This is a genomic window from Pseudovibrio sp. WM33 (assembly GCF_001623165.1).
Lineage (GTDB): Bacteria > Pseudomonadota > Alphaproteobacteria > Rhizobiales > Stappiaceae > Pseudovibrio.
This window is the reverse complement of the sequence record NZ_LMCK01000139.1, coordinates 46614-67752: the sequence shown is the minus strand read 5'-3', so window position 1 is coordinate 67752 and position 21139 is coordinate 46614. Positions and strand designations below refer to the sequence as shown.

The following is a 21139-nucleotide window of genomic DNA, read 5'->3' as shown; positions in this document are numbered from 1 at the left end:
AGCCTCAATATAATGGAAGATCTCTCAGGTGATTGGGATCGCCAGTACGAAGCAGGTCGCTGGCATTTTCTTAATGATATCAAAGAGGCTGCGCGCTACGGAATTCTCTCCGCATGGCTAGGGCAGACTGGAACCACGCGGGCAGTACTTGATGTAGGCTGTGGTGAAGCAATTCTGTATCACTATCTCAAGTCATCAGGCCTGCAACGATACTGTGGTGTAGACCTCTCAGAAATTGCTCTAGGCAATGCTAACGTCGCCGAGGAATGTGTCCAGCTTGTGCAGTCAGATCTTGAAAGTTTCAACGCCAAGTCGGAGGATACATTTTCAGCAATTGTCTTCAATGAAGTGCTCTATTTTTGCGAGGAACCAGAGTTACAGCTCAACCGTTACGCAAAATTTCTTGATGACGATGGCGTTATCGCAATTTCCATGTACACACCTGCACGAGAAAAATCGGGAGCAAACAGATCTATCCAGAAGGTTTGGGGTGAAACAGACAAATCTAACCACTGGAAGGTACTCGATGATCTGGAGCTGAAGTCATATTCAAAGAATGTTGGTTGGAAACTCCGGCTCGTCAGACCTGCCCGGTAGCCAAAGTAAAATCGCGTTTTGCTTCATCCAGAAGGTCTTGAGAACTAAGCCACTTAACTGCAGGGTGAGCAGAGGTGAGCTTGAAAAATACCTCCAAAAATTCGGAGCATCCTTCACCATGGTCAAGGTGATGTGTCAATAATCCAATCGGCTCACTTGTATTGGTTCGCCGTCGGCAAAGCTGCAGGTCTAGCCGTCTACGAGCTGCATCCCAACCGATAAAGCGCATATTTTTCTTCCATTTAATGATGTCGATATGGCTTTGGAGACGTGGAAGGCGAAAATGATTGATCCAGGTGAATGCGGATAATCCGTAGTCTCCCTGTTGCTTGAGAAGTTGCACTGCGCGCGGTGCAATCCGGTTCCACGGAGGCACAAATAAAGGCACAAAGTCCTTTCCAAATAAACTTTGTAGGATCACCCGACCTTCTGCTAATTCTTTTGCCATCTCTTTTGATGTTCGTCGCCACCCAAACTCACTGGCCTTCTCGCCGTACGATTTCATCTGATAATTCTTATGTTGCCAACCATGATGAACGATATGAACCTCTTGTGCCGTGACAAGACGCTGGGCGAGCGCTTCTGTCGCAAATTTTGGAATAACTGCAAGCGAAAGCGGAATGCCGAACCGGCCAGAGAACGCAAGTAGCTCTTCAAGTGCAGGTGTTGGCGAAACAGCATCATCATCCCGCCACCAGAACTTAACAGTAAGGCCGCGCTCTTCGAACCAATTGAAGTGCTGGTTGAGGTGCTGTTCAAACGCCCCTTGGTCGTTGCCGACAAAATATCCAGCCTCCGGAACGGGTTCAATGACAGGGGCAGAACTAGAGATCACGAGAAACGTTCCTTTCCCAGATAATTCCGAGCGCGTGATCCATCGGCGTTTCCATGCCAAGATCTGCGGCAAGCACTTGAGCTGAAATCTCCGCTCCATTGAGCGCCACGTGTAAGTCTGGTGCTGGAAGGGAGAGTGCTTTTTGTGCTGCTTGTGCAAGCGTATTAGCGCTGAGTACTTTTTCGGGAACTGCCACTGCTCGATGATGTTTCATAAGGCTGAGTGCGCGTTGAGTTTGCTCAGTTTCAGCTTCTTGCGCAAAAGGAACCAGAACGGATGGAATGCCTGCACGCAGTATATCGACAACTGTGTTGTAACCAGCTTGAGAAATAGAAAGTTTGGCGTTCTTCAAAAGCGCGGGGAAGTCTTTGCGAGCCCGCTCAATAATGAGCTGTGATGAGGAGTGTTTGGAAAGCTGTCGGAATTCAGCGTCGGGAACGTCCTGTCCAACGAGCACGCGCCACCGGTGACTGATGTTGGGCGACATATGGTTGGGAGCAGAAAGCGCGGCCCGCAACAAAGCAGAGCCGACAGCCCCACCTCCACAAGAAACGATAATCTCGTCCACCCCGTCAGTTGACGTTGCAGATGTTGTACGGTCGTCACTGATGTAACCCGTGTAGCGGATATGTGAGTTCACCTTGTTTGAGAATGGAAAACTCTCGTCAAACGTAATGAGTTGCGGGTCTGAATGGACAAGGATCCGATTATAAAAGGCAGAGGCTTGTGAGGCCATCCATTCTTCTTTCCATAACTCGTCCTTGCGCACCAGAATATCACGCACGGAGCAAACGACCCACGGTGGGGAGAGCTTGCTGCCGGCACATTCAAGAAGACGCGTCATCTCAGCTGCAAACATTCTGCGCCCAAAGGGGTAAGTTTCCGTGATCAGCAAGTCAAAATGCTCAGAGGAAAAGGCAGAAAGCGTTGCTGTGATGCGCTTCTCCCACCACGCCTCATCAATCGGGACGTTATGTTCATCCAGCAGAACATCAAATTTTGCGCTGGCAGCACGCACAGCAGGCAACCGGACAACAGATAGCCCATCGCAGTTCAACGTGTCAGGAATACGGTTCCCAGTTGCAAGGGTCACTGCAATGCCTTGACGAACCAACGCCTTGGCAAGCGCCACCGCCCGGACGATATGGCCCGAGCCAAGCAAGTGCTGAACATGAATGAAGGCTTTCATCATCGGCCTCCGTGAACTCTCCGCTTAAACTGGTGATGTTCAAGAGCAGCATTGAGCACCTTGTCCAGCCCTCTCGCCCCAGCTTCAAGACTATGGTTTTTGTGAATGTTTTCTATAGCTGCGAGCCCCATATTCTCCCGCTTGTGTGTGTTTTTTATGAGAGACATCAGATTCTGAGCCAAAGCAGAGGCGTCACCTTCATCTGAAAGCAAACCACTGGTACCTTCCTCCACGATGTCTGGAACACCAAACACCCGCCCACCAACCACGGGCAAACCACAGGATTGAGCCTCCAGAAACACAAAGCCAAAGGCTTCACGAATGGCAGGCCAAACAAAAATGTCGTGAGATCGATAGAGACGCGGCATTTCCTGCCAGGGAATAAGCCCGACAAACTCGGTGCGTTCCCGATCAAACAGCGGTTCAATTTCGCCTCGTGCCGGTCCGTCTCCGGCAATGGTCAGTCGCCATGGCAGATCAGCAATTTGCTTGAGAGCAGCAGCAAGCACCATGTACGAAAACTGCTTGTCTCCTTCACGCATCATGCCTGCGCAAAGCAGTCGGATTTTTCCATCAGCCGAGCCTTTGGTGACACTGTGACTAACTTCAAATTTTGCCGTCTCCAAAAACGGAGGCAAAACCGTCAGAACGTCTTCATTCAAGACTTCCTTCAGGCATTGAGCATCAGATTTCGTCAGAGCGACGACTTGGCTGGCCTGAGCAAGAGCTGCGTCCGCTGCATTAAACCCGAGAGCCCAATTGCCTGCCTGTCGTTTGGGCGCACGGCTGGCTTCCACGACCACATAAGGAATGTTGAACTTGGCGCAAAGGTAGGGCCCAATCCAGTCAGGTGCCTTGTGATAGAGATGATACGTGAGAAACACATCAGGCACTGCACTGTGTTCAATCCAACGCTCTGCGATAGCTTTTGCCTCTGTAAGCGCCAGCTCTTTCACGTCGCGTGTCACGTCCTCACCACCCTCAGCGCGCCAGCTGCGAAAAGTGGAGGCAATCTCAACCTCGTGCCCCGCCAAATGCAATGCTCGTACGATCAATCGCCCCATGGTTCGGTCTCCCGAAGGCACAGGGTGGTCAATAGGCTTCATGGGCGCTGTAAAGGCGACTTTCATCAGCAGGGCTCCAAACTTCTCGAGAATTTCTCCTCCAGAAAATCCAAACCGGGCGAGGCACTGAACCGGCGATGAACGCTTTCAAACGCATTGGTTCCAATGCGCTCTCGCTCAGAAGGGTGTGTGATCAGAAGCTGCAGTGCCTCTGATAAGGCTGAGATGTCTTCAGCAGGGCAGAGCAGGCCAGTTTCATTACTTTCAATGATTTCAGGAAGAGCGGATACCTCTGTTGAAACACACGGCAACGCCATAGCTTGTGCTTCCATCACCACGTTCGGTAGACCGTCCCGGTCACCTGACTTTGAGACACGGCAGGCAAGAGCGAAAATATCAGCGTTTTCCATCTCTTCCAACACATGTTTCCTCGGTTGGGCTCCCAGCCACGATATACGGTCATCCAGACCAAGTTGCACACCAAGGTCCTTGAGTGAACATGACAGCTCACCTCCACCAATGTGGGTGAAGTGCCAGTTCAGGTCCTTTGGGAGGTTGCTGAAAGCGCGCAGCAAGTTGTCATAACCCTTCTTGTCTACCAGTCGCCCGACGGAGATAATCCGAACGTCGTCTGCTCCTGTTCCATCCCGTAACGTGGCAGGACGGGGAGCCTCAGGAAATCCGCAAAAATCGAGACCATGATAAACAAGACTGATTTTGTTAGGTTCCTTGCAAAGTGAACGCAGATAAACAAGGTTTGCTTTGGTACAGGTCACTCCCCAGGCAGCATCAGTAAGTTTTGTCTCAAGCTCCCATCGCTCCGTGGTCCATATGTCTTTGGCATGGGCGGAAAACGACCAGTGACGACCAGAAAGCAAAGCTGCATAGCGTGCAACAGTGCAAGGACTGTGGAGGTAGTGCGTGTGTATCCAGATCACATCCTCAGGCAACTCATGAGCCATCACACAAGCTTGCCCCCATCGGCGGAAGCGTTCAGCATTTTTCTTGTGTTTCAGATCGTTCTCAAAGCATGCTCTGGCAGTTGCGTATGTTGGTTGTTTTTTCGCCCATGCCATAGCTTTCTGGACACGAGGAGGATCATCCCTGAGATACTCGGTAAGGTAAAGCACATCGGAAGTGATCTTTTCGTGTACGTCATGCACATAGGGATCATAGGGGTGACGCAGCGCAACGATGAGCTGACCTATCCCACGCTCCTGTAGGCCATAAATCTCTTGGGCAATAAAGGTCTCAGAAAGACGCGGATACCCTTTCACAACCACAGCAATGCGTCCAGCTTCCATCACTACCCCGCATTATATGTCAGTTTGACATCGTCTCGTGGACCAAGACGTTGTGATAAATGCTGTTCACGCATGCCAAGAATTTCGGCAGTCCGCAGATTGATAATATCCAAACCGCCCAGATAGTTTTCTGAATGAGCATGAGACGGCGGCGCAATAAATGGTAGGTTTGCCAATGCTTTCACCATTAATTCAACACTTGGATATGAGTCAATCGGAAGCATCTGCGCAAGACCCAGTCGCTGGGCTTGCTCTGCTCGAATAGCCTGCTCTCTGCGTGGCACCACACGTGGAACCAGAAGGGCTGGATTATCAAAGGAGAGGATCTCGCAGAACGTGTTGTATCCCCCCATGCCGATCACTGCAGTCGCATTGGCCATGTAGGGCTCAATTTCGGGGGTAAATCGAAGGATCTCAACATCGCGCAAATGAGATGCACGCGTTGTAAACGCTTCCACATCTGCCTTGCTCATGAAGGGGCCAAGGACAATGAGAGCAGGGAACAAGGGGCGCAAACGTGCCTCATAGGCCCGTATGACCCAATCGACAAGCTCAACACCGTCACCGCCGCCACCTGGGGTCACCAACACATAGGGGGCTCCATCAAAGGGTGCTGTGAAATCCTGAGCTGAACTTGGCATTGACCGGCGCAGGTAGCCAGTAAAGAGCGTCTTTTCCATCACCGACTGGTCAAAGCCAAGCCCATTCAATGGATTGTTCATCACTGAGGGGCCGTAAACCCAGATCTCATCATAAAGGTCATTAAGGGCAGGGTAGGCGCGTTTGCGAAGCCACTCCTCCTTCAGAACGTGCGGGTCATCCATCACGTCACGAAGACCCAGCACCAACCGTGTTTTTTGCCCTTTGAGGTACTGAAGCGAAGGCAAAACTTCACCGCGCAACCCAAGCGGCTCCTTATCGACGATGAAGATGTCAGGCTTAAACACCTTGGCTGTGTGCTCAATGATCGAAGATCGGATGGCGATCGTCTCGTTGATATCAAGCTGTAAGGAGAGCGAAGTATATTCACCACTGCGCAGTTTGATCACGCCAGGAATGCGGACAAAATCGACCCGGGAACGAAACTCGAAACTACCGATGATGGGAGATCCGGAAAGGATGAGAACGGACATTTCCTGGAAGGAGCCAACCAAAGATTGTGCGATTGTGCGGCATCGCCGCAGATGGCCCAATCCAAAGGTGTCATGGCTATAAATCAGAATTTTTGGCGTCATTACCGTCATGCGCTTCTTATTCCATCTTCTGCGCATAAACCTCAGCATCAGATCAGTTTGGCGGGGGAGGGTCGCCAATCAACGGTCAAACCTGCTTTGTCGCGTTTAAACGCGAAAGCAATACCCCATAAATCCAAGGTATCTGGCGGGTTTATGCCGTTTTTTAAGATCTTGAAGCGTAAAGTTCCCTTGCGTCAGTTAGAGCGTAAATCGCATCGCCTCAGTTTGGGTTAGCCTGATCTGAGCTTAATCGGAGTGGACATGGAAAAATCGCTTTTCCAATTCATCTGGAAGAACTCATCCCGCTATCAAGTGGCGATTCTTCTAGTCACCATATTGTCCTATCCGGTGAGTTACATCCTGCTGGATCTACCTAAGACAATTACCAATGAAGCAATTCAGGGTAGCAATTTCCCAGTAGAACTTTTCGGAATGCAGCTCGGTCAGATTCAGTATCTGGCGGTGCTGTGTATTTTGTTTTTGGTTCTTGTTGTTGTTAGCAACTGCATCAAGCTCTACCTCAACGTCTACAAGGGTAGGCTGGGTGAGAGGATGCTACGCCAGTTGCGGTTTGAGCTGTTTCAGCGCGTACTCCGCTTCCGCCTGCCTCACTTTAAGAAGGTCAGCTCCGGCGAGATCATACCAATGATTACCGCCGAGGTCGAGGATGTTGGTGGTTTTGTTGGAGAGGCCTTCGCTTTGCCAGCCTATCAAGGCGGAATGCTGGTCGTTCAGGTCGGCTTTATTTTCATGCAGGACCCATTGCTCGGGCTGGCCGCCATCTCACTTTATCCGGTGCAGGGATATATCATTCCCAAGCTCCAGCAGAAGGTCGTGCGCCTGTCTCGTCAACGTGTGAAGAATGTGCGCGTGATCGCCGATAAGGTGGGGGAGAGCATCTCAGGTATCTCCGAGATTCATAGCAACGACACGTCAGCGTGGCATTCTGCAGACCTTTCAGACAGACTATATCGAAATTTCCGCATTCGTTTCGATATTTATAATCGCAAGTACTTCATTAAGTTCGTCAATAATTTCATGAACCAGCTGACGCCGTTTTTCTTCTACTTTATCGGCGGCTATCTGGTCATTAAAGGGCAGCTCAGCATCGGTGCGTTGATTGCGGTGATTGCAGCCTACAAGGATCTGGCTGGTCCATGGAAAGAGTTGCTGGCCTACTACCAGATGACAGCAGACGTCTCAGTTAAATATCAGACGGTGGTTGAGAACTTTGATCCACCTGATCTCTACGACAAACAACGCCTGCTGGATGATGAATCTCTGGTGTTCACAGGCCCACTCATCCTAGATAAACTAGGGCTATCAGGAGTAGGGACCGGGCAGGAAGTGCATAATGTTTCACTTAATGTCGAGCCGGGTAAACCACTAGCTGTTTCTGGTGTGGATGGTTCTGGCCGCGCTGAACTGTTGCAGATGGCAGCCGGATTGCTGAGCCCCACGTCAGGATCAGTCACCATCAACAACACCAATTTTGAAAGCATGCCAGAAGCGACCTTGGGGCGGCAGATTGCCTATGTCGGAGGACACTTACATGTCTGGACGGGGACAATTCGCGATAATCTCTTCTACGGGCTGCGTCATAGGCCTCAGGAAAAAGTCGAGTACGAAGGCAGTGATCTGAGAAAGCGGCAGCGTCAGTTGAAGGAAGCTGCCATGACGCTTAACCCATACTTTGATTTGAAAGCGCGCTGGGAAGATTACGAACTGGCCGATGCTGGTTCCATGCAGGAGTTGGAAGATAAAGCCCTCGAGCTATGTAAAGTAGCAGGTTTCTCGCGTGATCTGTACTTACTGGGCGTTGAGACAGTCATCAATCCAAACGAGACTGAAGAGCTCAATGGCGGCCTCATGCCCAAATTGGTTGAGGCGCGGAAAGCCTTGCGCGAGAAAATCCAGAATGACACGAAACTTCAAAATCTCGTCGAGTTCTGGGACCCTGAAAAATTCAATATGTCTGCCAATCTGGCGCAGAACCTGTTTTTTGCAAGTCCTAAAGAACACTTCATGACCATTGAACATGTTCCGACAGACCCGCAAATTTCAGCTTTCCTCAAAGAGACCGGGTTTGATGTGCTCCTGGCGGATATCGGACTGAAAATCGCAAAGACCATGGTCGAACTGTTTGCTGATGTGAGCGCAGACAGTGATTTGTTGAACAGGTACTCTTTCATCAGTCGTGAGGATCTTCCGGAGTTTGCTCGTATTGTGAATGAGCAAAAGGGTGAACAGCGGCGCAAGCGGCTCAAAGATGTAGATCGGGCCCGTTTGATTGCGCTGGCGCTCAAGCTCATTCCAGCAAAGCACCGCCTTGGTGTTCTGGATGATGATGTGCGGGAGAAGATCCTAGCAGCTCGAAAACAGTTTATGGAAACAGTGGGCAAAGACAATCAGCGTTTCGAGTTCTTTGATCCAGACACTTATCTCACCACTTTGAGCATTGAGGATAATCTGGTCTTCGGCCACGCAAGACTGGACCGCCGCGATGCCCGACAGAAAATACAGCAAGTTCTGCAAGAGCTCGTGCGTGAAAGAGAACTGATCGCCCCAATTCGCCGCGCTGCCTTCGATTATCAGGTGGGTATTGCTGGTGCGAAGTTATCCTCCCATCAACGTAGGTTGATTTGTCTGGTGCGTGCTTTGTTGAAGAATGCGCACATCTACATTCTGGATGAAACGGCAAACAGTGTGAATGCAACAGATAAGACCCTGCGCGAAGACCTTAGGAAGCTCATGGCTGATAAAATTCTCATGTTCGGAGTAAGTAATGAGAGTGTTGCTGAGGAGTTTTCTACGACGGTCCACCTAGAAAATGGGAGGGTTATCGAAAGATAGTCTTGGGAACTATGGTGAAACAAAGGCGAGATGATGTGAGCTGGAACACAGTTTGCTGGGAGAACTTCAGCTATGCTCATCAAGTTATTGGGAGTGAAATGTGACTATTGATGCAGAAGTCCAAGCTTTAAGCCGTGTCCCTCTCTTTCAGGGATTGGAACCAAGCAAACTGCGTCTTCTTGCGTTCATCAGTGACCGCATGGAGTTTCAGGATGGGGAGCACTTGTGCCATCAGGGAGATGATGGTGACAGTGCATTTGTTGTCCTTTCCGGTGAAGTTGCTGTGTTTGTTGATGAAAATGAGGTTGCGAAGGTTGGACAATATGCCATCATTGGTGAGATTGCGATCCTGTGTGATGTGCCAAGAACAGCGACCTTACAGTCCGTGGGTACAACTCACATTTTGGCAATATCAAAAGACGATTTTTTGAAGCTCATCGCGGAGTTTCCGAAAGTTTCGCTCGAGATAATGCGTGTATTGGCGTTGCGATTGGAAAAAACGACCAGAGAACTTGCGCAGGCACGCCCTGCGTCCACTTGAAAGGCCAGATTACTTGAACGAGTTTTCTCTTAAAATTTGGGGTGTTCGCGGTTCAACAGCTGCTGCTGGTCCCGAAACACTTAGATACGGCGGAGAAACAACCTGCTTTGAAATCCGGGCGGGGGACGTTCTGTTGATGGTCGACTGTGGGTCTGGTGCACGCAATCTGGGTAAAGAGTTGATGAAAGGCCCACACCGCGACATCGATCTTCTCTTCACGCATACACATCTCGACCACATTTGTGGTTTGCCCTTCTTTGAGCCGGCGTACGATCCCAATTTCAGTATTCGCCTAACCGCAGGCCATTTTAATGACCCGTGTGATTTGAAGGATATCATCTGTCGGATCATGTCGCCCCCTATTTTCCCGGTAGGAGCGAACACGCTAAGTGCTGTTTCCTTTAAAAGTTTCAAGGCAGGGGACACCCTGAAGAAAGACAATGGGTTGATAATCAAAACCGTTGCGCTAAACCATCCTGGCGGTGCCTGTGGCTACCGGATGGAGTACAATGGTAGGTCCATGTGCATCATCACAGATCACGAAATGGGGAGCGCATCTCACGATGCTGCTGTCCTAGAGTTTATCCGTGATGCAGATGTTGTGATCCAGGATGGGATGTACACCTGTGCCGAATACCCTAAGTATAAGGGTTGGGGACATTCCACATGGGAGCATGTGGTCGGAATATGCCAGCGCGCCAACGTGAAAACGCCCGTGATCTTTCATCACGATCCGCGTCGCACGGATGATGAATTGGACGAGATAGGTCTGGCTGCCCAGCAGATGCATCCACGAGCAATCGTGGCCTCTGAAGGGATGGTCTTCAAACCTTAAGTTCATTCACCCGTCGCTCGCAACTGATCGGATGAAACTGCGAGCAAACCAGCAACGCCTGTTGAATGGTGTGACGGGAGACAAGTGTGGCAGTTGGAAGTGGTCCAGAAAATTCCGATCCTTCAAAAAAACGTGGATCTGAGAAAAAGCCGGATGTGGACTTGAGTGAAAAGTTCCATGGCATCTCTTACCAGAAGAAAGCTGAACCTAACTTCTACCAGCAGCTGAAGCGCGGTGTTTTAGGGCCAAAAGCTCCGGAAGGGGACTTGCCTTTACGTGTGCGTAGTGAAGTAGCGCGTCAGGAAGCGGCCTCCGAACGTCTGATCGGTATCGTCCAGCTCGGAGTCATTATCTTTTTTGCTGTTCTGTACGCCCTTGCTCCGAGGGCCGAAGGCACTATGGGCTTCAACTTCGTTCCCATCGCCTTTTCCTTTTATCTTGTCTTTACGCTTATTCGTATTTACGTCTCTTTCAGAACCACCCTGCCGGTCTGGTATCTGGTCCTGTCTATCATGGCAGACGTGGCGCTTCTGGTCGGATTGATTTTCTCCTTCCACATCCAGTATGCCCAACATCCCACTTTTTACCTCAAGGCCCCGACCTTGATGTACCTGTTCCTGTTCATAGCCCTGAGAGCACTCCGCTTTGATCCAAGATACGTGATCCTCACTGGCGTTTTCGGAGCCCTGGGTTGGTTGGGTCTGGTGTTCTACGCTTTGACCTATCAAGGTGGCTCAACACTCATCACTCGAAACTACATCGAGTATCTGACCGGCGAGGCGGTTCTCATCGGGGCAGAGCTGGATAAGTTGATAATCATCCTGTCAGTGACAGCGCTTCTTGCCCTTTCTATCTTCAGAGCCCGCCGCACCTTCTTCTCAGCCATTCGCCAGAAGAATGCAGTAAAAGACTTGAGCCGCTTTTTTACGCCGGAAGTTGCAAATTCCATTGTGGAATCTGAAAGCAGGCTCATGGCTGGAACCGGTGAAATCCGGGATGTTGCCATCCTTCTTGTCGACATTCGGTCCTTTACAAAAACTGCTGCCAAACTGCCGCCAGAAACCACCATGCGTGTTCTGAGCCTCTACCAAAAGAAAGCTGCAAAGGTGATTTTGGGAGAAGGGGGCAAGATTGATAAGTTCCTTGGTGATGGAATTCTTGCAACCTTCGGGGCTGTATCAGACAGCGAAACGTATGCAGCTGATGCGTTGCGAGCAGGTGTCGAACTGACTCACATTCTGGAGGAAGAGTGCGCCGATCTGGAAGCTGCAGGTTGGCCCATGAAATTTGAAGTTGGTGTAGGGGTCGCAGCAGGTCCGGTCAGTGTTGGTGTTGTTGGTGTGCGGGACCGGTTGGAGTTCACCGTGATTGGAGATGCTGTCAACCGCGCTGCAAAGCTGGAAGCTGCCAACAAGGTCCAGGGCACGCGGTTCCTGACAGATGGTGCAAGTTATTCCATGGCTCTACGACAAGGGTATAAGGGAAACATGATAGATTTAAAGTCCGAGTGTGTTGCGGGAATCAATGGAAAAGTAGACCTTGTGGCTTTGGCGTGAGAATGATTTTCTCATGCCGACCCGCAATCCAGCATTTTGCTGCTTTCAAAGAATTTTGGCGGGAGCTTTGAAAGACGGCGGGGCAAACAAAATGAATCGGGATGGGATTCCATGCAACTTAATAAAGAAATTGCAGCCGTTGTAACCGGCGGCTCATCAGGTCTTGGCGCGGCAACCGCACGGAAATTGGCTGGCCATGGCGTTAAAGTAACTCTTTTCGACGTGAATGAAGAAGCTGGTAAAGCACTGGCACAAGAGATTGCTGGTCAGTTCGTAAAAGTTGACGTCACCAGCGATGACAGCGTGAAAGCAGGTCTGGATGCAGCTGAAGCAGCGCACGGCCCAACACGTATTCTCGTCAACTGTGCAGGTATCGCGCCTGTTGCAAAAACCACCTCTCGTGGTGAGCCACACCCAATGGATATGTTCCAGACGGTGATCAACGTAAACCTTGTCGGCACATTCCGCTGTACGTCGTTTGCTGGAACACGCATGGCAAATCTTGAGCCGCTGACAGAAGATGGTGAGCGCGGCGTGATCATCTCCACTGCATCTGTAGCAGCATTTGACGGTCAGATCGGCCAAGCAGCTTATGCAGCGTCTAAAGGTGGCATTGCCGCTCTGACATTGCCTGTTGCACGAGACTTGTCCAAGTCCGGCATCCGCGTGATGACTGTTGCACCGGGTATCTTCGAAACTCCAATGCTACGTGGCCTCTCTCAGGAAGTGCAGGACTCACTCGGTCAGCAGGTGCCGTTCCCGTCCCGTTTGGGCCGCGGCGACGAATACGCTCAGCTGGTGGAAGCAATCTGCACCAACCCAATGCTGAACGGTGAAACCATCCGCTTGGATGGCGCAATCCGTATGGCACCGCGCTAAGCAATTCTCTGGTCTGAGAGCGTTGAGTTCTCAGGCCAGCTTCTGGTTGCGAAACAACCAGACTTACCAATATGGTCTAATCCAAAGGTCGACTAAGTGCTTAGGCACACCCTCGTGCAGTGGTATCTTAGTCCTGCTAAGTTCATCGGATTGTAAATTATAGTTCCGATTCCTAGAGGCCTTCATGGCGACCTATACCAGCTCCACTCCCCAACAGTTCTTCGGCGACCTTCCAGAACAGACTGATGTTCTGATAATTGGCGGTGGCGTGATTGGCATCTGCACAGCCTACTGGCTGGCACAAAAGGGTGTGAACGTGACACTCTGCGAAAAGGGCCGCGTTGCCGGAGAACAGTCGAGCCGCAACTGGGGCTGGGTCCGCCAGCAAGGCAGGGATGCCGCAGAACTCCCCATATCCATGGAAAGTAACCGGCTCTGGCAGCAGTTGATGAAGGAGACCGGTGAGGATCTCGGGTTTCGCCAGGAGGGTGTTTATTATCTGGCGGAAAAAGAAAAGGACCTCAAAAACTACGAGGACTTTCTTGAACTTGCCAAACAGCATCAACTTGACACCAAACTCCTCAGCAAAGACGAAATCTACGCCAAAATTCCGGGGCGTGACGGCAAATGGATTGGCGGCATGGTCACACCAAGCGATGGCCGGGCGGAACCATGGATAGCTGTATCTGCGATTGGCCGGGCGGCTGAACGGAACGGTGCTGTCATTGTTGAAGACTGTGCAGTACGCACGCTGGAGTTCGAAGGTGGCAAGCTCACTGGTGCCGTGACCGAGAAAGGCGCGATCAAAGCAAACCGCGTCTTGATCGCTGCTGGTGCGTGGTCCTCACTTTTTGCGCAAAATCTCGGCGTGTCCATGCCTCAGCTATGCGTACGGGCAACTGTAGCTGCGACCAAGGCTGTGCCTGATCTTTTCAATGGCAACGCAGCAGATGGCACATTTGCATTCCGTAAAAGAGTAGATGGCGGCTATACGCTTGCGGTCAGTGATATTCATGATCACTACATCGGTAAGGATTCATTTCGTCATCTCTTCAAGTGGCTTCCTGCTGTGAAAGCATCCTTCAAAGGCATTTCCTTTGGCATGAATCCACCCAAAAACTATCCAGATTCATGGGCACATAAACGCCATTGGTCTGGAGATGAGATCACACCGTTTGAAACATGTCGTGTGCTAAACCCTGACCCAAGCCCGAAAGCTCTCAAACGCATTCAGGCTCGTCTGGTTGACCGCTTCCCACAGCTCAAAGGGCTGCAAATGGAAGAAAGCTGGGCTGGAATGATTGATGCAATGCCGGATTTTGTTCCGATCATGGATGAAGTTCCAACGCAAAAGGGCGTGTTTATCGCAACAGGTTTTTCTGGGCACGGGTTTGGCATTGGTCCTGCAGCAGGGCGCGTCATGGCAGATTTGCTCATGGACAAACCAGCAGGCTACGACCTGACGCGCTTCCGTTATTCGCGTTTTTCCGATGGCTCCAAAATCAAGCTCGGACCCTTTATCTAACCTCCTTGAGTAAGTGACGTGATTTATTCAGAAAATACACCGCAGCAGTTCCATGGAGAACAGCCGCAGGAAACAGATGTGCTCATAATCGGCGGGGGCATCATTGGTGTGTGTACCGCCTATTACCTCGCCAAGAAGGGCGTAAGCGTCACTCTTTGCGAAAAGGGGAGAGTTGCAGGAGAACAGTCCAGCCGCAATTGGGGTTGGATTCGCCAGCAAGGACGTGATGAGCCGGAAATTCCGCTCTCTATCGAAGCTCGCCGTTTGTGGGCTGAGCTCAGCGAAGAGACAGGGGAAGACCTCGGTTACAGCGCGAGCGGCGTCTACTACCTTGCTGAAAAGCATGAGGACATGGAAAATTTTGAGAAATTCGTCGAACTTGGCCGGAAATATGATCTTGATACCTGCATGATCTCAAGAGCGCAGGTTCATGAAGATATCAAAGGTAAAGAAGGCCGCTGGATCGGCGGAATGCATACTGCCAGTGATGGTCGTGCTGAACCCGGGCAGGCGACGCTCGGCATCGCAAAAGCTGCAGAGCGACTTGGAGCTGTCATTTGCGAAAACAACGCTGTTCGTACATTGGTAAAATCCGGTGGCGAGGTTGTGGGCGCCGTCACAGAACAAGGCGAGATCAAAGCGGGGCAAGTAATGCTGGCAGGTGGGGCATGGTCTTCTCTGTTCGCCGCCAATGCAGGCATTAAACTGCCTCAGCTTTCTGTAGAGTTGACCGTTGCAGCAACGCAAGCCGTACCGGATGTCTTCCCGGCAAATGCCTCAGACAACACCTTTGCTATGCGCCGCCGTCAAGATGGTGGCTACACACTGGCACTCAAGAACAACCAGACCCATCATATCGGTCTGGATTCATTTCGGTTCCTGAAAGAATGGCTGCCCAATATGGCCGAAAACCTCAAGGGCACCAGCATCAAACCATGGTCTCCAAAAAACTACCCTGATCACTGGATGCAAAAAAGACGCTGGACCGGAGCGGACATAACACCATTTGAAGTCATGCGCGTCCTCAACTCTAAACCTGATCAGAAAGAGCTGGGTGCTCTAACACAAGCACTCGCTGATCGTTTCCCGCAGCTCAAAGGAACAAAACTGCAATCCGCCTGGGGCGGCCTCATTGATGCCATGCCAGACTTTTTGCCGGTGATCGATAGAGCTCCAAATCTGGATAACCTGCATATCGTGACGGGTTTCTCAGGCCATGGGTTTGGAATAGGTCCACCTATCGGACGTGTTATGGCAGATGTGCTCACAGGGAAACCAGCTGGTCACGATCTCTCCAGTTTTGCCTTTAACCGCTTCTAAAAGCTGCAAGACTTGAGGCACGAGCAGACGACACCCGAGAAATGCTCAAGCGATCAGAAGGGGAGAGGCGTACCCGCGGGTACTCTTTTTCTCATTAGTGGTGTAAGCTGAAGAAAAGTTGCCAAATTAGTCCGATAAAACTAACTATACCGCAACGCGTAAAAAACATATTCGCCAGACTGGGGTTTTCGATGCCAAACTATCGTTCGCGCACTTCCACACACGGCCGCAACATGGCAGGCGCCAGAGGCCTGTGGCGGGCAACCGGTGTTAAAGAAAATGACTTCGGCAAGCCAATTATTGCTGTCGTCAACTCCTTCACGCAGTTCGTGCCTGGCCACGTGCATTTGAAAGACCTCGGTCAGCTCGTCGCTCGCGAAATTGAGCAGGCCGGCGGTATCGCAAAAGAGTTCAACACCATCGCAGTCGATGACGGCATCGCAATGGGCCACGACGGCATGCTCTACTCCTTGCCATCTCGTGAGTTGATCGCCGACTCTGTAGAGTACATGGTCAACGCACATTGCGCAGATGCCATGGTCTGTATCTCCAACTGTGACAAGATCACTCCAGGCATGTTGATGGCGTCTTTGCGTCTGAACATCCCAACCGTATTCGTGTCTGGTGGACCGATGGAAGCTGGCAAAGTAACGCTCGCAAACGGTGAAAAACGCAAAGTTGACCTTGTCGACGCAATGATCGCAGCAGCTGATGACAACGTTTCTGACAGCGACGTTGAAAGCATCGAGCGCAGCGCATGCCCGACATGTGGGTCCTGTTCTGGCATGTTCACCGCAAACTCCATGAACTGTCTGACAGAAGCTCTGGGCCTTTCCCTTCCGGGCAATGGCTCCACTCTGGCAACGCATTCTGACCGTAAACGCCTGTTCATCGAAGCTGGTCACCTGATCGTCGATCTGGCAAAACGCTATTACGAACAGGAAGATGAGAGCGCACTGCCGCGTAACATTGCAAACTTCAAAGCCTTTGAAAACGCAATGATTATGGACATCGCGATGGGTGGCTCCACCAACACCGTTCTGCATTTGCTGGCCGCAGCGCAGGAAGGTGAAGTGGACTTCACCATGGAAGACATTGACCGCCTGTCTCGTATCGTACCAGTGCTGTGTAAGGTGGCTCCATCGATCGCCAACGTCCACATGGAAGACATTCACCGCGCAGGTGGTATCCTCGGTATTCTGGGTGAACTGGACCGTGCAGGCCTCATCGATACCTCAGTAAAATCAGTGCATGCCAAAGACTTAGCCGACGCTCTTGAGCGCTGGGACATCAAACGCACAGACAGTACAAGCGTGCGCGAGTTCTTCTCAGCAGCACCTGGTGGTGTGCCGACACAGGTCGCGTTCTCTCAGAGCTCCCGCTATGCCGAAGGTGTTGATGAGGATCGTGAAAACGGCGTTATCCGCTCCAAAGAACATGCCTTCTCACAGGATGGCGGACTGGCAGTTCTCTACGGCAATCTGGCAGAAGACGGCTGTATCGTTAAGACAGCTGGTGTAGATGAGAGCATTCTCACATTCTCTGGCCCTGCACGCATCTTTGAATCTCAGGACACAGCCGTTAGTGCGATCCTGACTGGAAAGGTGAAAGAGGGCGACATCGTTCTTATCCGTTACGAAGGCCCTCGTGGCGGTCCGGGCATGCAGGAAATGCTGTATCCAACCAGCTACCTCAAGTCCAAAGGCTTCGGCAAAGCCTGCGCACTCATCACAGATGGCCGCTTCTCTGGTGGGTCTTCCGGCTTGTCCATTGGTCATGTCTCCCCGGAAGCAGCTGAAGGCGGCAATATCGGTCTATTGGAAGAAGGCGATATGATTGATATCGACATTCCAAACCGCAAAATCGAGATGCGTGTTTCTGATGAAGAGCTTGCCTCCCGCCGCGCTGCGATGGAAGCAAAAGGGAATGCTGCATGGAAGCCTGTTGAGGTGCGTAAGCGCAAGGTTACCACCGCGCTGAAAGCCTATGCTGCCATGACCACTAGCGCATCCAAAGGCGCAGTTCGCAAAGTTGACTAAGCCTTAGGTTCAATAAGACATTTAAAAGCCCCGTGGAGATCATCTCTGCGGGGCTTTCTATTGCAGGAGCGTGTTTTGAGCTTTTAGCTTGGCGCACTCACATATCGCAGATAGGGTAGGACCGTTTTCACAGAGCCAAACTTGACTTCCGCGTCTTCGGTACTGACAGCTGGGGGCACGATCACATCCTCTCCAACAGTCCAGTCAGCAGGCGTTGCAACGCCCTTGGCAGACATCTGTAGTCCATCCAAAGCGCGCAAGATTTCTGCAAAATTTCGCCCAACGGTCATAGGGTAGGTCATCATCAGTTTTACTTGCTTGTCCGGCCCAATGATGAAGACGGAACGAACTGTTGCTGAGTCAGCAGGCGTGCGGCCGTCAGGAAGCACATATTCAGCAGGCAGCATGTCGAAGGCTTTGGCCATTTCAAGACCAGCATCGGCTACAATCGCAAAGTCTGGCTTTGCTCCGCCAACAGATTCAATGTCGACTTTCCACTTCTTGTGGTCTTCTACACCATCAACTGAAACGCCAAGGACTTTGGTGTTACGCTTTGCCCATTCTTCACTGAGCTTTGCCACAGCTCCAAATTCGGTAGTGCAAACCGGAGTAAAGTCTTTCGGATGCGAGAAGATAATTGCCCAGCTATCGCCAATCCAATCGTGCAGGGTGATTTCGCCCTGATCAGTTTCTACAGAAAGGTTAGGGATAGTATCGTTAATGCGTAAAACCATGAGTAATCCTCTTCTTATCCAGTACTGCGCATCGCTCAAAAGGCCTTGGACCTCCCACAGCACCAATAACATTTAAGTACCGAATTTCTGCATTCAATGGGAGCGGCTTTCAGTTCTTGATACAATTTTGTGAAGTATTAGCGTGGAGAGTTTCAACCTGATCTCTCAATAGAATTTGTTAATGCAATCAAACATATTAATCAATTGACTTTGCGTTAGCCAAAGCTTACCGTAAGTTATGACTTACCAAGATATCCTTCATGCGCTGGCAGATGATACTCGTCGCAAGATATTTGAAGATCTTCGGGCAGGGCCTAAGAATGTCAAAGCACTCTCACAGGCAAAAGGCGTCACTCGGCCAGCTGTCTCTCAGCATCTGAAAGTGCTGGAACGGGCTGGGCTGGTGGAGGCCGATCAACGCGGAACGTCGAGATTCTACGCAGTAAGGCGTGAGGGCATCTCACCTTTGCGTGACTACCTTGATCAGTTCTGGGAGGACGTCCTGAACGCTTTTGCAACTGAAGTCACCGAACAACAGGAGATGGGGCATGATCACACCAGTGGTGAAAACGATTAGGGTGGACTGTAGCCCAGAAAGAGCCTTCGAGGTTTTTACAGGTGATTTCAGTAAATGGTGGCCAATTCAAACTCATTCTGTAACAGCAATGAATGGCAGCGAACTACCTGAGGTCTTTTGTGAGCGGCAGGAAGGCGGCAAGCTATATGAAGTCGCAAAGGATGGCACGCGGCATGACTGGGGAACGCTCAAAATCTATCAGCCCTCAAAAGCCCTCTCGTTTCTCTGGCACATTAACAACCCGGAGAGCATGGCAACCTGTGTGGATGTGACGTTTGAGAAGGACGGCGAGGGTACCAAAGTGGTTCTAAGTCATCATGATTGGGAGAAGATGGGCGAAATCGGCTCCACAATGCGCGAAAGCTACAATAATGGCTGGGTCAGCGTTTTTGAGGTGCATTTCAAAAACGCGTGTAATTCCAGTCCTGCTTAGGAAGCAAAGCCTCGCTGTTTTTTCTCCAGCGAGGCCTGTTTGTTATCCGCGCCAGTTCAGCAGGGCTTTTTCCGCCTTCCCGATTAACCAACTGACGCACAGTCCCAAAATGGAAAGCATCGCAACGCCGACGATCAGCTGATCTGTTGCGAACAAGGAACCAGCCATCAACACATAAGCGCCGATGCCATATTCTGCGCCAATCATCTCTGCGGCGACAAGCAGAATAATAGCGATGCTAGCAGAGATCCGAGCACCCGAAAGGATCGCTGGTAGAGCACCAGGCAAAATGATCTTCCGCACAATGGAAAGCCAGCTCATACCGAAGGATTGCCCCATGCGGATCAACCCACGCTCCACATTATCAACGCCGCCATATGTGGCGATGACTGTAGGAAAAAACGTACCAAACAGGATTGTCGCAACTTTGGAACCTTCCCCGATTCCAAACCAGATGATGAAGAGTGGCAGCAGGGCAATCTTCGGAATGGGGAAGAACGCTGAGGTGAGCGGCAATAGGCTGGATCGCGCCAATGAGAACAGCCCAATCAGCAATCCCACCAAAATGCCGAGTGCTGTTCCAATGCTCCAGCCAAAGACAAGCCGATAAAGACTTGTGCTCACGTGCTTCCAGAATAAACCCGAATTATAGAGATCTAAGAAGGCCTGAAACGCTTCAGATGGCGCTGGTAAAACCAGATTGCTGATGATGCCTGTACGGGAACCAAACTCCCAGAACAGCACCAATGCCAGAAATACAAATGGAGCAACGAAACGGATTGGACGTGGCTTGAAACCGCCTCCACGAAAAGGAACTTTCTTGCGGTTTACCTGATCAGACATCGGTAATCTCCCTGTCCGCAGCAAGAGCTTCTTCGCGCATCATATGCCATAACTGCTGCTGCACCTCCTCAAGCTCCACAGCACGCTCCCGGCGCTCTTCAAGAGGGATAGAGATCTCAACAACATCGCGAACCTTGCCCGGGCGGCGAGACAACACAATGACCTTGTGGCCAAGGCGAACAGCTTCCGCAAGATTATGCGTCACATAACAGGCAGAAAATGCCTCACGGGCCCAAAGAGCCACCAGATCATCCATCAGAAGTTCTCGTGTCTGGCTGTCCAAAGCTGACAGAGGTTCATCCATAAGAAGAAAGGCAGGGCTAACTGCCAACGCTCGCGCAATTGCTACACGCTGCTTCATCCCACCGGAAAGCTGGCGTGGAAGTGCATCATGAAACTCTGAGAGGTTGGTGCGTGCAAGCACATCATCAATGATCGCTTTGCTCTGCTGTTTAGAGAGCGTGTGGTCCTCAAGCACCAAAGAGATGTTGCCGGCCACAGAGCGCCAAGGCAACAGCGCGAAGTCCTGAAAAATATAGGTGAGAGGGTTGAGAGACCCTTCTGGTGCCTGGCCTGCAATGTAGGCAGCGCCCTTGCTCGGCTCTTCGAGACCGCCCATCAGACGCAGCAGCGTAGACTTTCCGCAACCGGATGGTCCGATGATCACGGCAATTTCACCGGGTTCAAAGGTCAGGTTGATATCATTCAGGACCTCGACAGAGCCGTAGGCATGCGAGAGTTTTTCAATGGAAATTTGCATGTAATCCAACCGGATTATGG

The 21139-nt window shown here is 51.1% G+C and carries 19 protein-coding genes; 11 read left to right on the top strand and 8 right to left on the bottom strand.

Features of this window, described 5'->3' with window-relative positions; all coding sequences use genetic code 11:
- The first annotated feature begins 12 nt into the window (after window positions 1–12).
- Window positions 13–597, top strand: coding sequence for a class I SAM-dependent methyltransferase (locus PsWM33_RS24010; protein ID WP_063296306.1), 585 nt, complete (start codon window positions 13–15; stop codon window positions 595–597).
- Here PsWM33_RS24010 and PsWM33_RS24005 read toward each other — a convergent pair.
- From PsWM33_RS24005 to PsWM33_RS23985, 5 genes are read right to left on the bottom strand one after another with little or no spacing between them, the layout of a single operon-like run.
- Window positions 581–1492, bottom strand: coding sequence for a polysaccharide deacetylase family protein (locus tag PsWM33_RS24005; protein WP_208994725.1), 912 nt, complete (start codon window positions 1490–1492; stop codon window positions 581–583). The genes PsWM33_RS24010 and PsWM33_RS24005 overlap by 17 nt on opposite strands.
- The gene (locus PsWM33_RS24000; protein ID WP_063296351.1) at window positions 1422–2621 is read right to left on the bottom strand and encodes a glycosyltransferase family protein; all 1200 of its coding nucleotides are present in this window, start codon (window positions 2619–2621) and stop codon (window positions 1422–1424) included. The genes PsWM33_RS24005 and PsWM33_RS24000 overlap by 71 nt, the downstream gene beginning before the upstream one ends.
- Window positions 2621–3751, bottom strand: a complete 1131-nt coding sequence (locus tag PsWM33_RS23995; RefSeq protein WP_063301894.1) for a glycosyltransferase family 4 protein — start codon at window positions 3749–3751, stop codon at window positions 2621–2623. Before PsWM33_RS23995 ends, PsWM33_RS24000 begins: the two co-directional genes overlap by 1 nt.
- A complete protein-coding gene (locus PsWM33_RS23990) occupies window positions 3751–4989 on the bottom strand; it encodes a glycosyltransferase family 4 protein (protein WP_063296308.1) in 1239 nt (412 codons plus the stop codon). Before PsWM33_RS23990 ends, PsWM33_RS23995 begins: the two co-directional genes overlap by 1 nt.
- Window positions 4990–4991: 2 nt before the next feature.
- Complete coding sequence (locus tag PsWM33_RS23985) at window positions 4992–6233, bottom strand: glycosyltransferase family protein (RefSeq protein ID WP_063296309.1); 1242 nt, start codon at window positions 6231–6233, stop codon at window positions 4992–4994.
- A gap of 252 nt (window positions 6234–6485) precedes the next feature.
- Between PsWM33_RS23985 and PsWM33_RS23980 the strand changes: the two genes are divergently transcribed.
- The 8 genes from PsWM33_RS23980 (at window position 6486) to ilvD (ending at window position 17772) form a co-directional block, all read left to right on the top strand.
- Window positions 6486–9077, top strand: a complete 2592-nt coding sequence (locus PsWM33_RS23980; RefSeq protein ID WP_063301893.1) for an ABC transporter ATP-binding protein/permease — start codon at window positions 6486–6488, stop codon at window positions 9075–9077.
- A 100-nt stretch (window positions 9078–9177) separates the two neighbouring features.
- Window positions 9178–9618: a cyclic nucleotide-binding domain-containing protein gene (locus tag PsWM33_RS23975; protein ID WP_193757786.1), complete on the top strand. Its 441-nt coding sequence runs from the start codon at window positions 9178–9180 to the stop codon at window positions 9616–9618.
- Between the two features lie 13 nt (window positions 9619–9631).
- On the top strand, window positions 9632–10453 hold the full coding sequence (locus PsWM33_RS23970; RefSeq protein ID WP_063301892.1) for an MBL fold metallo-hydrolase: 822 nt from the start codon (window positions 9632–9634) through the stop codon (window positions 10451–10453).
- An 86-nt stretch (window positions 10454–10539) separates the two neighbouring features.
- On the top strand, window positions 10540–12009 hold the full coding sequence (locus tag PsWM33_RS23965) for an adenylate/guanylate cyclase domain-containing protein (protein ID WP_063301891.1): 1470 nt from the start codon (window positions 10540–10542) through the stop codon (window positions 12007–12009).
- Between the two features lie 111 nt (window positions 12010–12120).
- Window positions 12121–12888 (top strand): SDR family NAD(P)-dependent oxidoreductase, encoded by a 768-nt coding sequence (locus tag PsWM33_RS23960; RefSeq protein WP_063301890.1) that lies wholly within the window; start codon window positions 12121–12123, stop codon window positions 12886–12888.
- Between the two features lie 184 nt (window positions 12889–13072).
- Window positions 13073–14413 (top strand): NAD(P)/FAD-dependent oxidoreductase, encoded by a 1341-nt coding sequence (locus PsWM33_RS23955; protein WP_063301889.1) that lies wholly within the window; start codon window positions 13073–13075, stop codon window positions 14411–14413.
- 18 nt (window positions 14414–14431) lie between these two features.
- Window positions 14432–15733 carry an NAD(P)/FAD-dependent oxidoreductase gene (locus PsWM33_RS23950; RefSeq protein ID WP_063301888.1) on the top strand — a complete coding sequence of 434 codons (1302 nt, stop codon included), beginning with the start codon at window positions 14432–14434 and terminating at the stop codon, window positions 15731–15733.
- Window positions 15734–15924: 191 nt separating this feature from the next.
- Window positions 15925–17772 carry a dihydroxy-acid dehydratase gene (gene ilvD, locus PsWM33_RS23945; RefSeq protein WP_063301887.1) on the top strand — a complete coding sequence of 616 codons (1848 nt, stop codon included), beginning with the start codon at window positions 15925–15927 and terminating at the stop codon, window positions 17770–17772.
- A gap of 83 nt (window positions 17773–17855) precedes the next feature.
- Here the strand turns inward: ilvD and PsWM33_RS23940 are convergent, their stop codons facing one another.
- Window positions 17856–18506, bottom strand: coding sequence for a peroxiredoxin (locus PsWM33_RS23940; RefSeq protein ID WP_063296314.1), 651 nt, complete (start codon window positions 18504–18506; stop codon window positions 17856–17858).
- Window positions 18507–18744: 238 nt separating this feature from the next.
- On the opposite strand from PsWM33_RS23940, the gene PsWM33_RS23935 reads away from it, so the two are divergent.
- Both PsWM33_RS23935 and PsWM33_RS23930 read left to right on the top strand, forming a co-directional pair.
- The gene (locus PsWM33_RS23935) at window positions 18745–19083 is read left to right on the top strand and encodes an ArsR/SmtB family transcription factor (RefSeq protein WP_063296315.1); all 339 of its coding nucleotides are present in this window, start codon (window positions 18745–18747) and stop codon (window positions 19081–19083) included.
- Window positions 19055–19516, top strand: coding sequence for an SRPBCC family protein (locus PsWM33_RS23930; RefSeq protein ID WP_063296316.1), 462 nt, complete (start codon window positions 19055–19057; stop codon window positions 19514–19516). Before PsWM33_RS23935 ends, PsWM33_RS23930 begins: the two co-directional genes overlap by 29 nt.
- A gap of 42 nt (window positions 19517–19558) precedes the next feature.
- On the opposite strand, the gene PsWM33_RS23925 is transcribed toward PsWM33_RS23930, so the two are convergent.
- Entirely contained in the window at window positions 19559–20359 is an 801-nt protein-coding gene (locus PsWM33_RS23925; protein WP_063301886.1) for an ABC transporter permease, read from the bottom strand.
- On the bottom strand, window positions 20352–21119 hold the full coding sequence (locus PsWM33_RS23920; protein ID WP_063301947.1) for an ABC transporter ATP-binding protein: 768 nt from the start codon (window positions 21117–21119) through the stop codon (window positions 20352–20354). Before PsWM33_RS23920 ends, PsWM33_RS23925 begins: the two co-directional genes overlap by 8 nt.
- Between the last annotated feature and the right edge of the window lie 20 nt (window positions 21120–21139).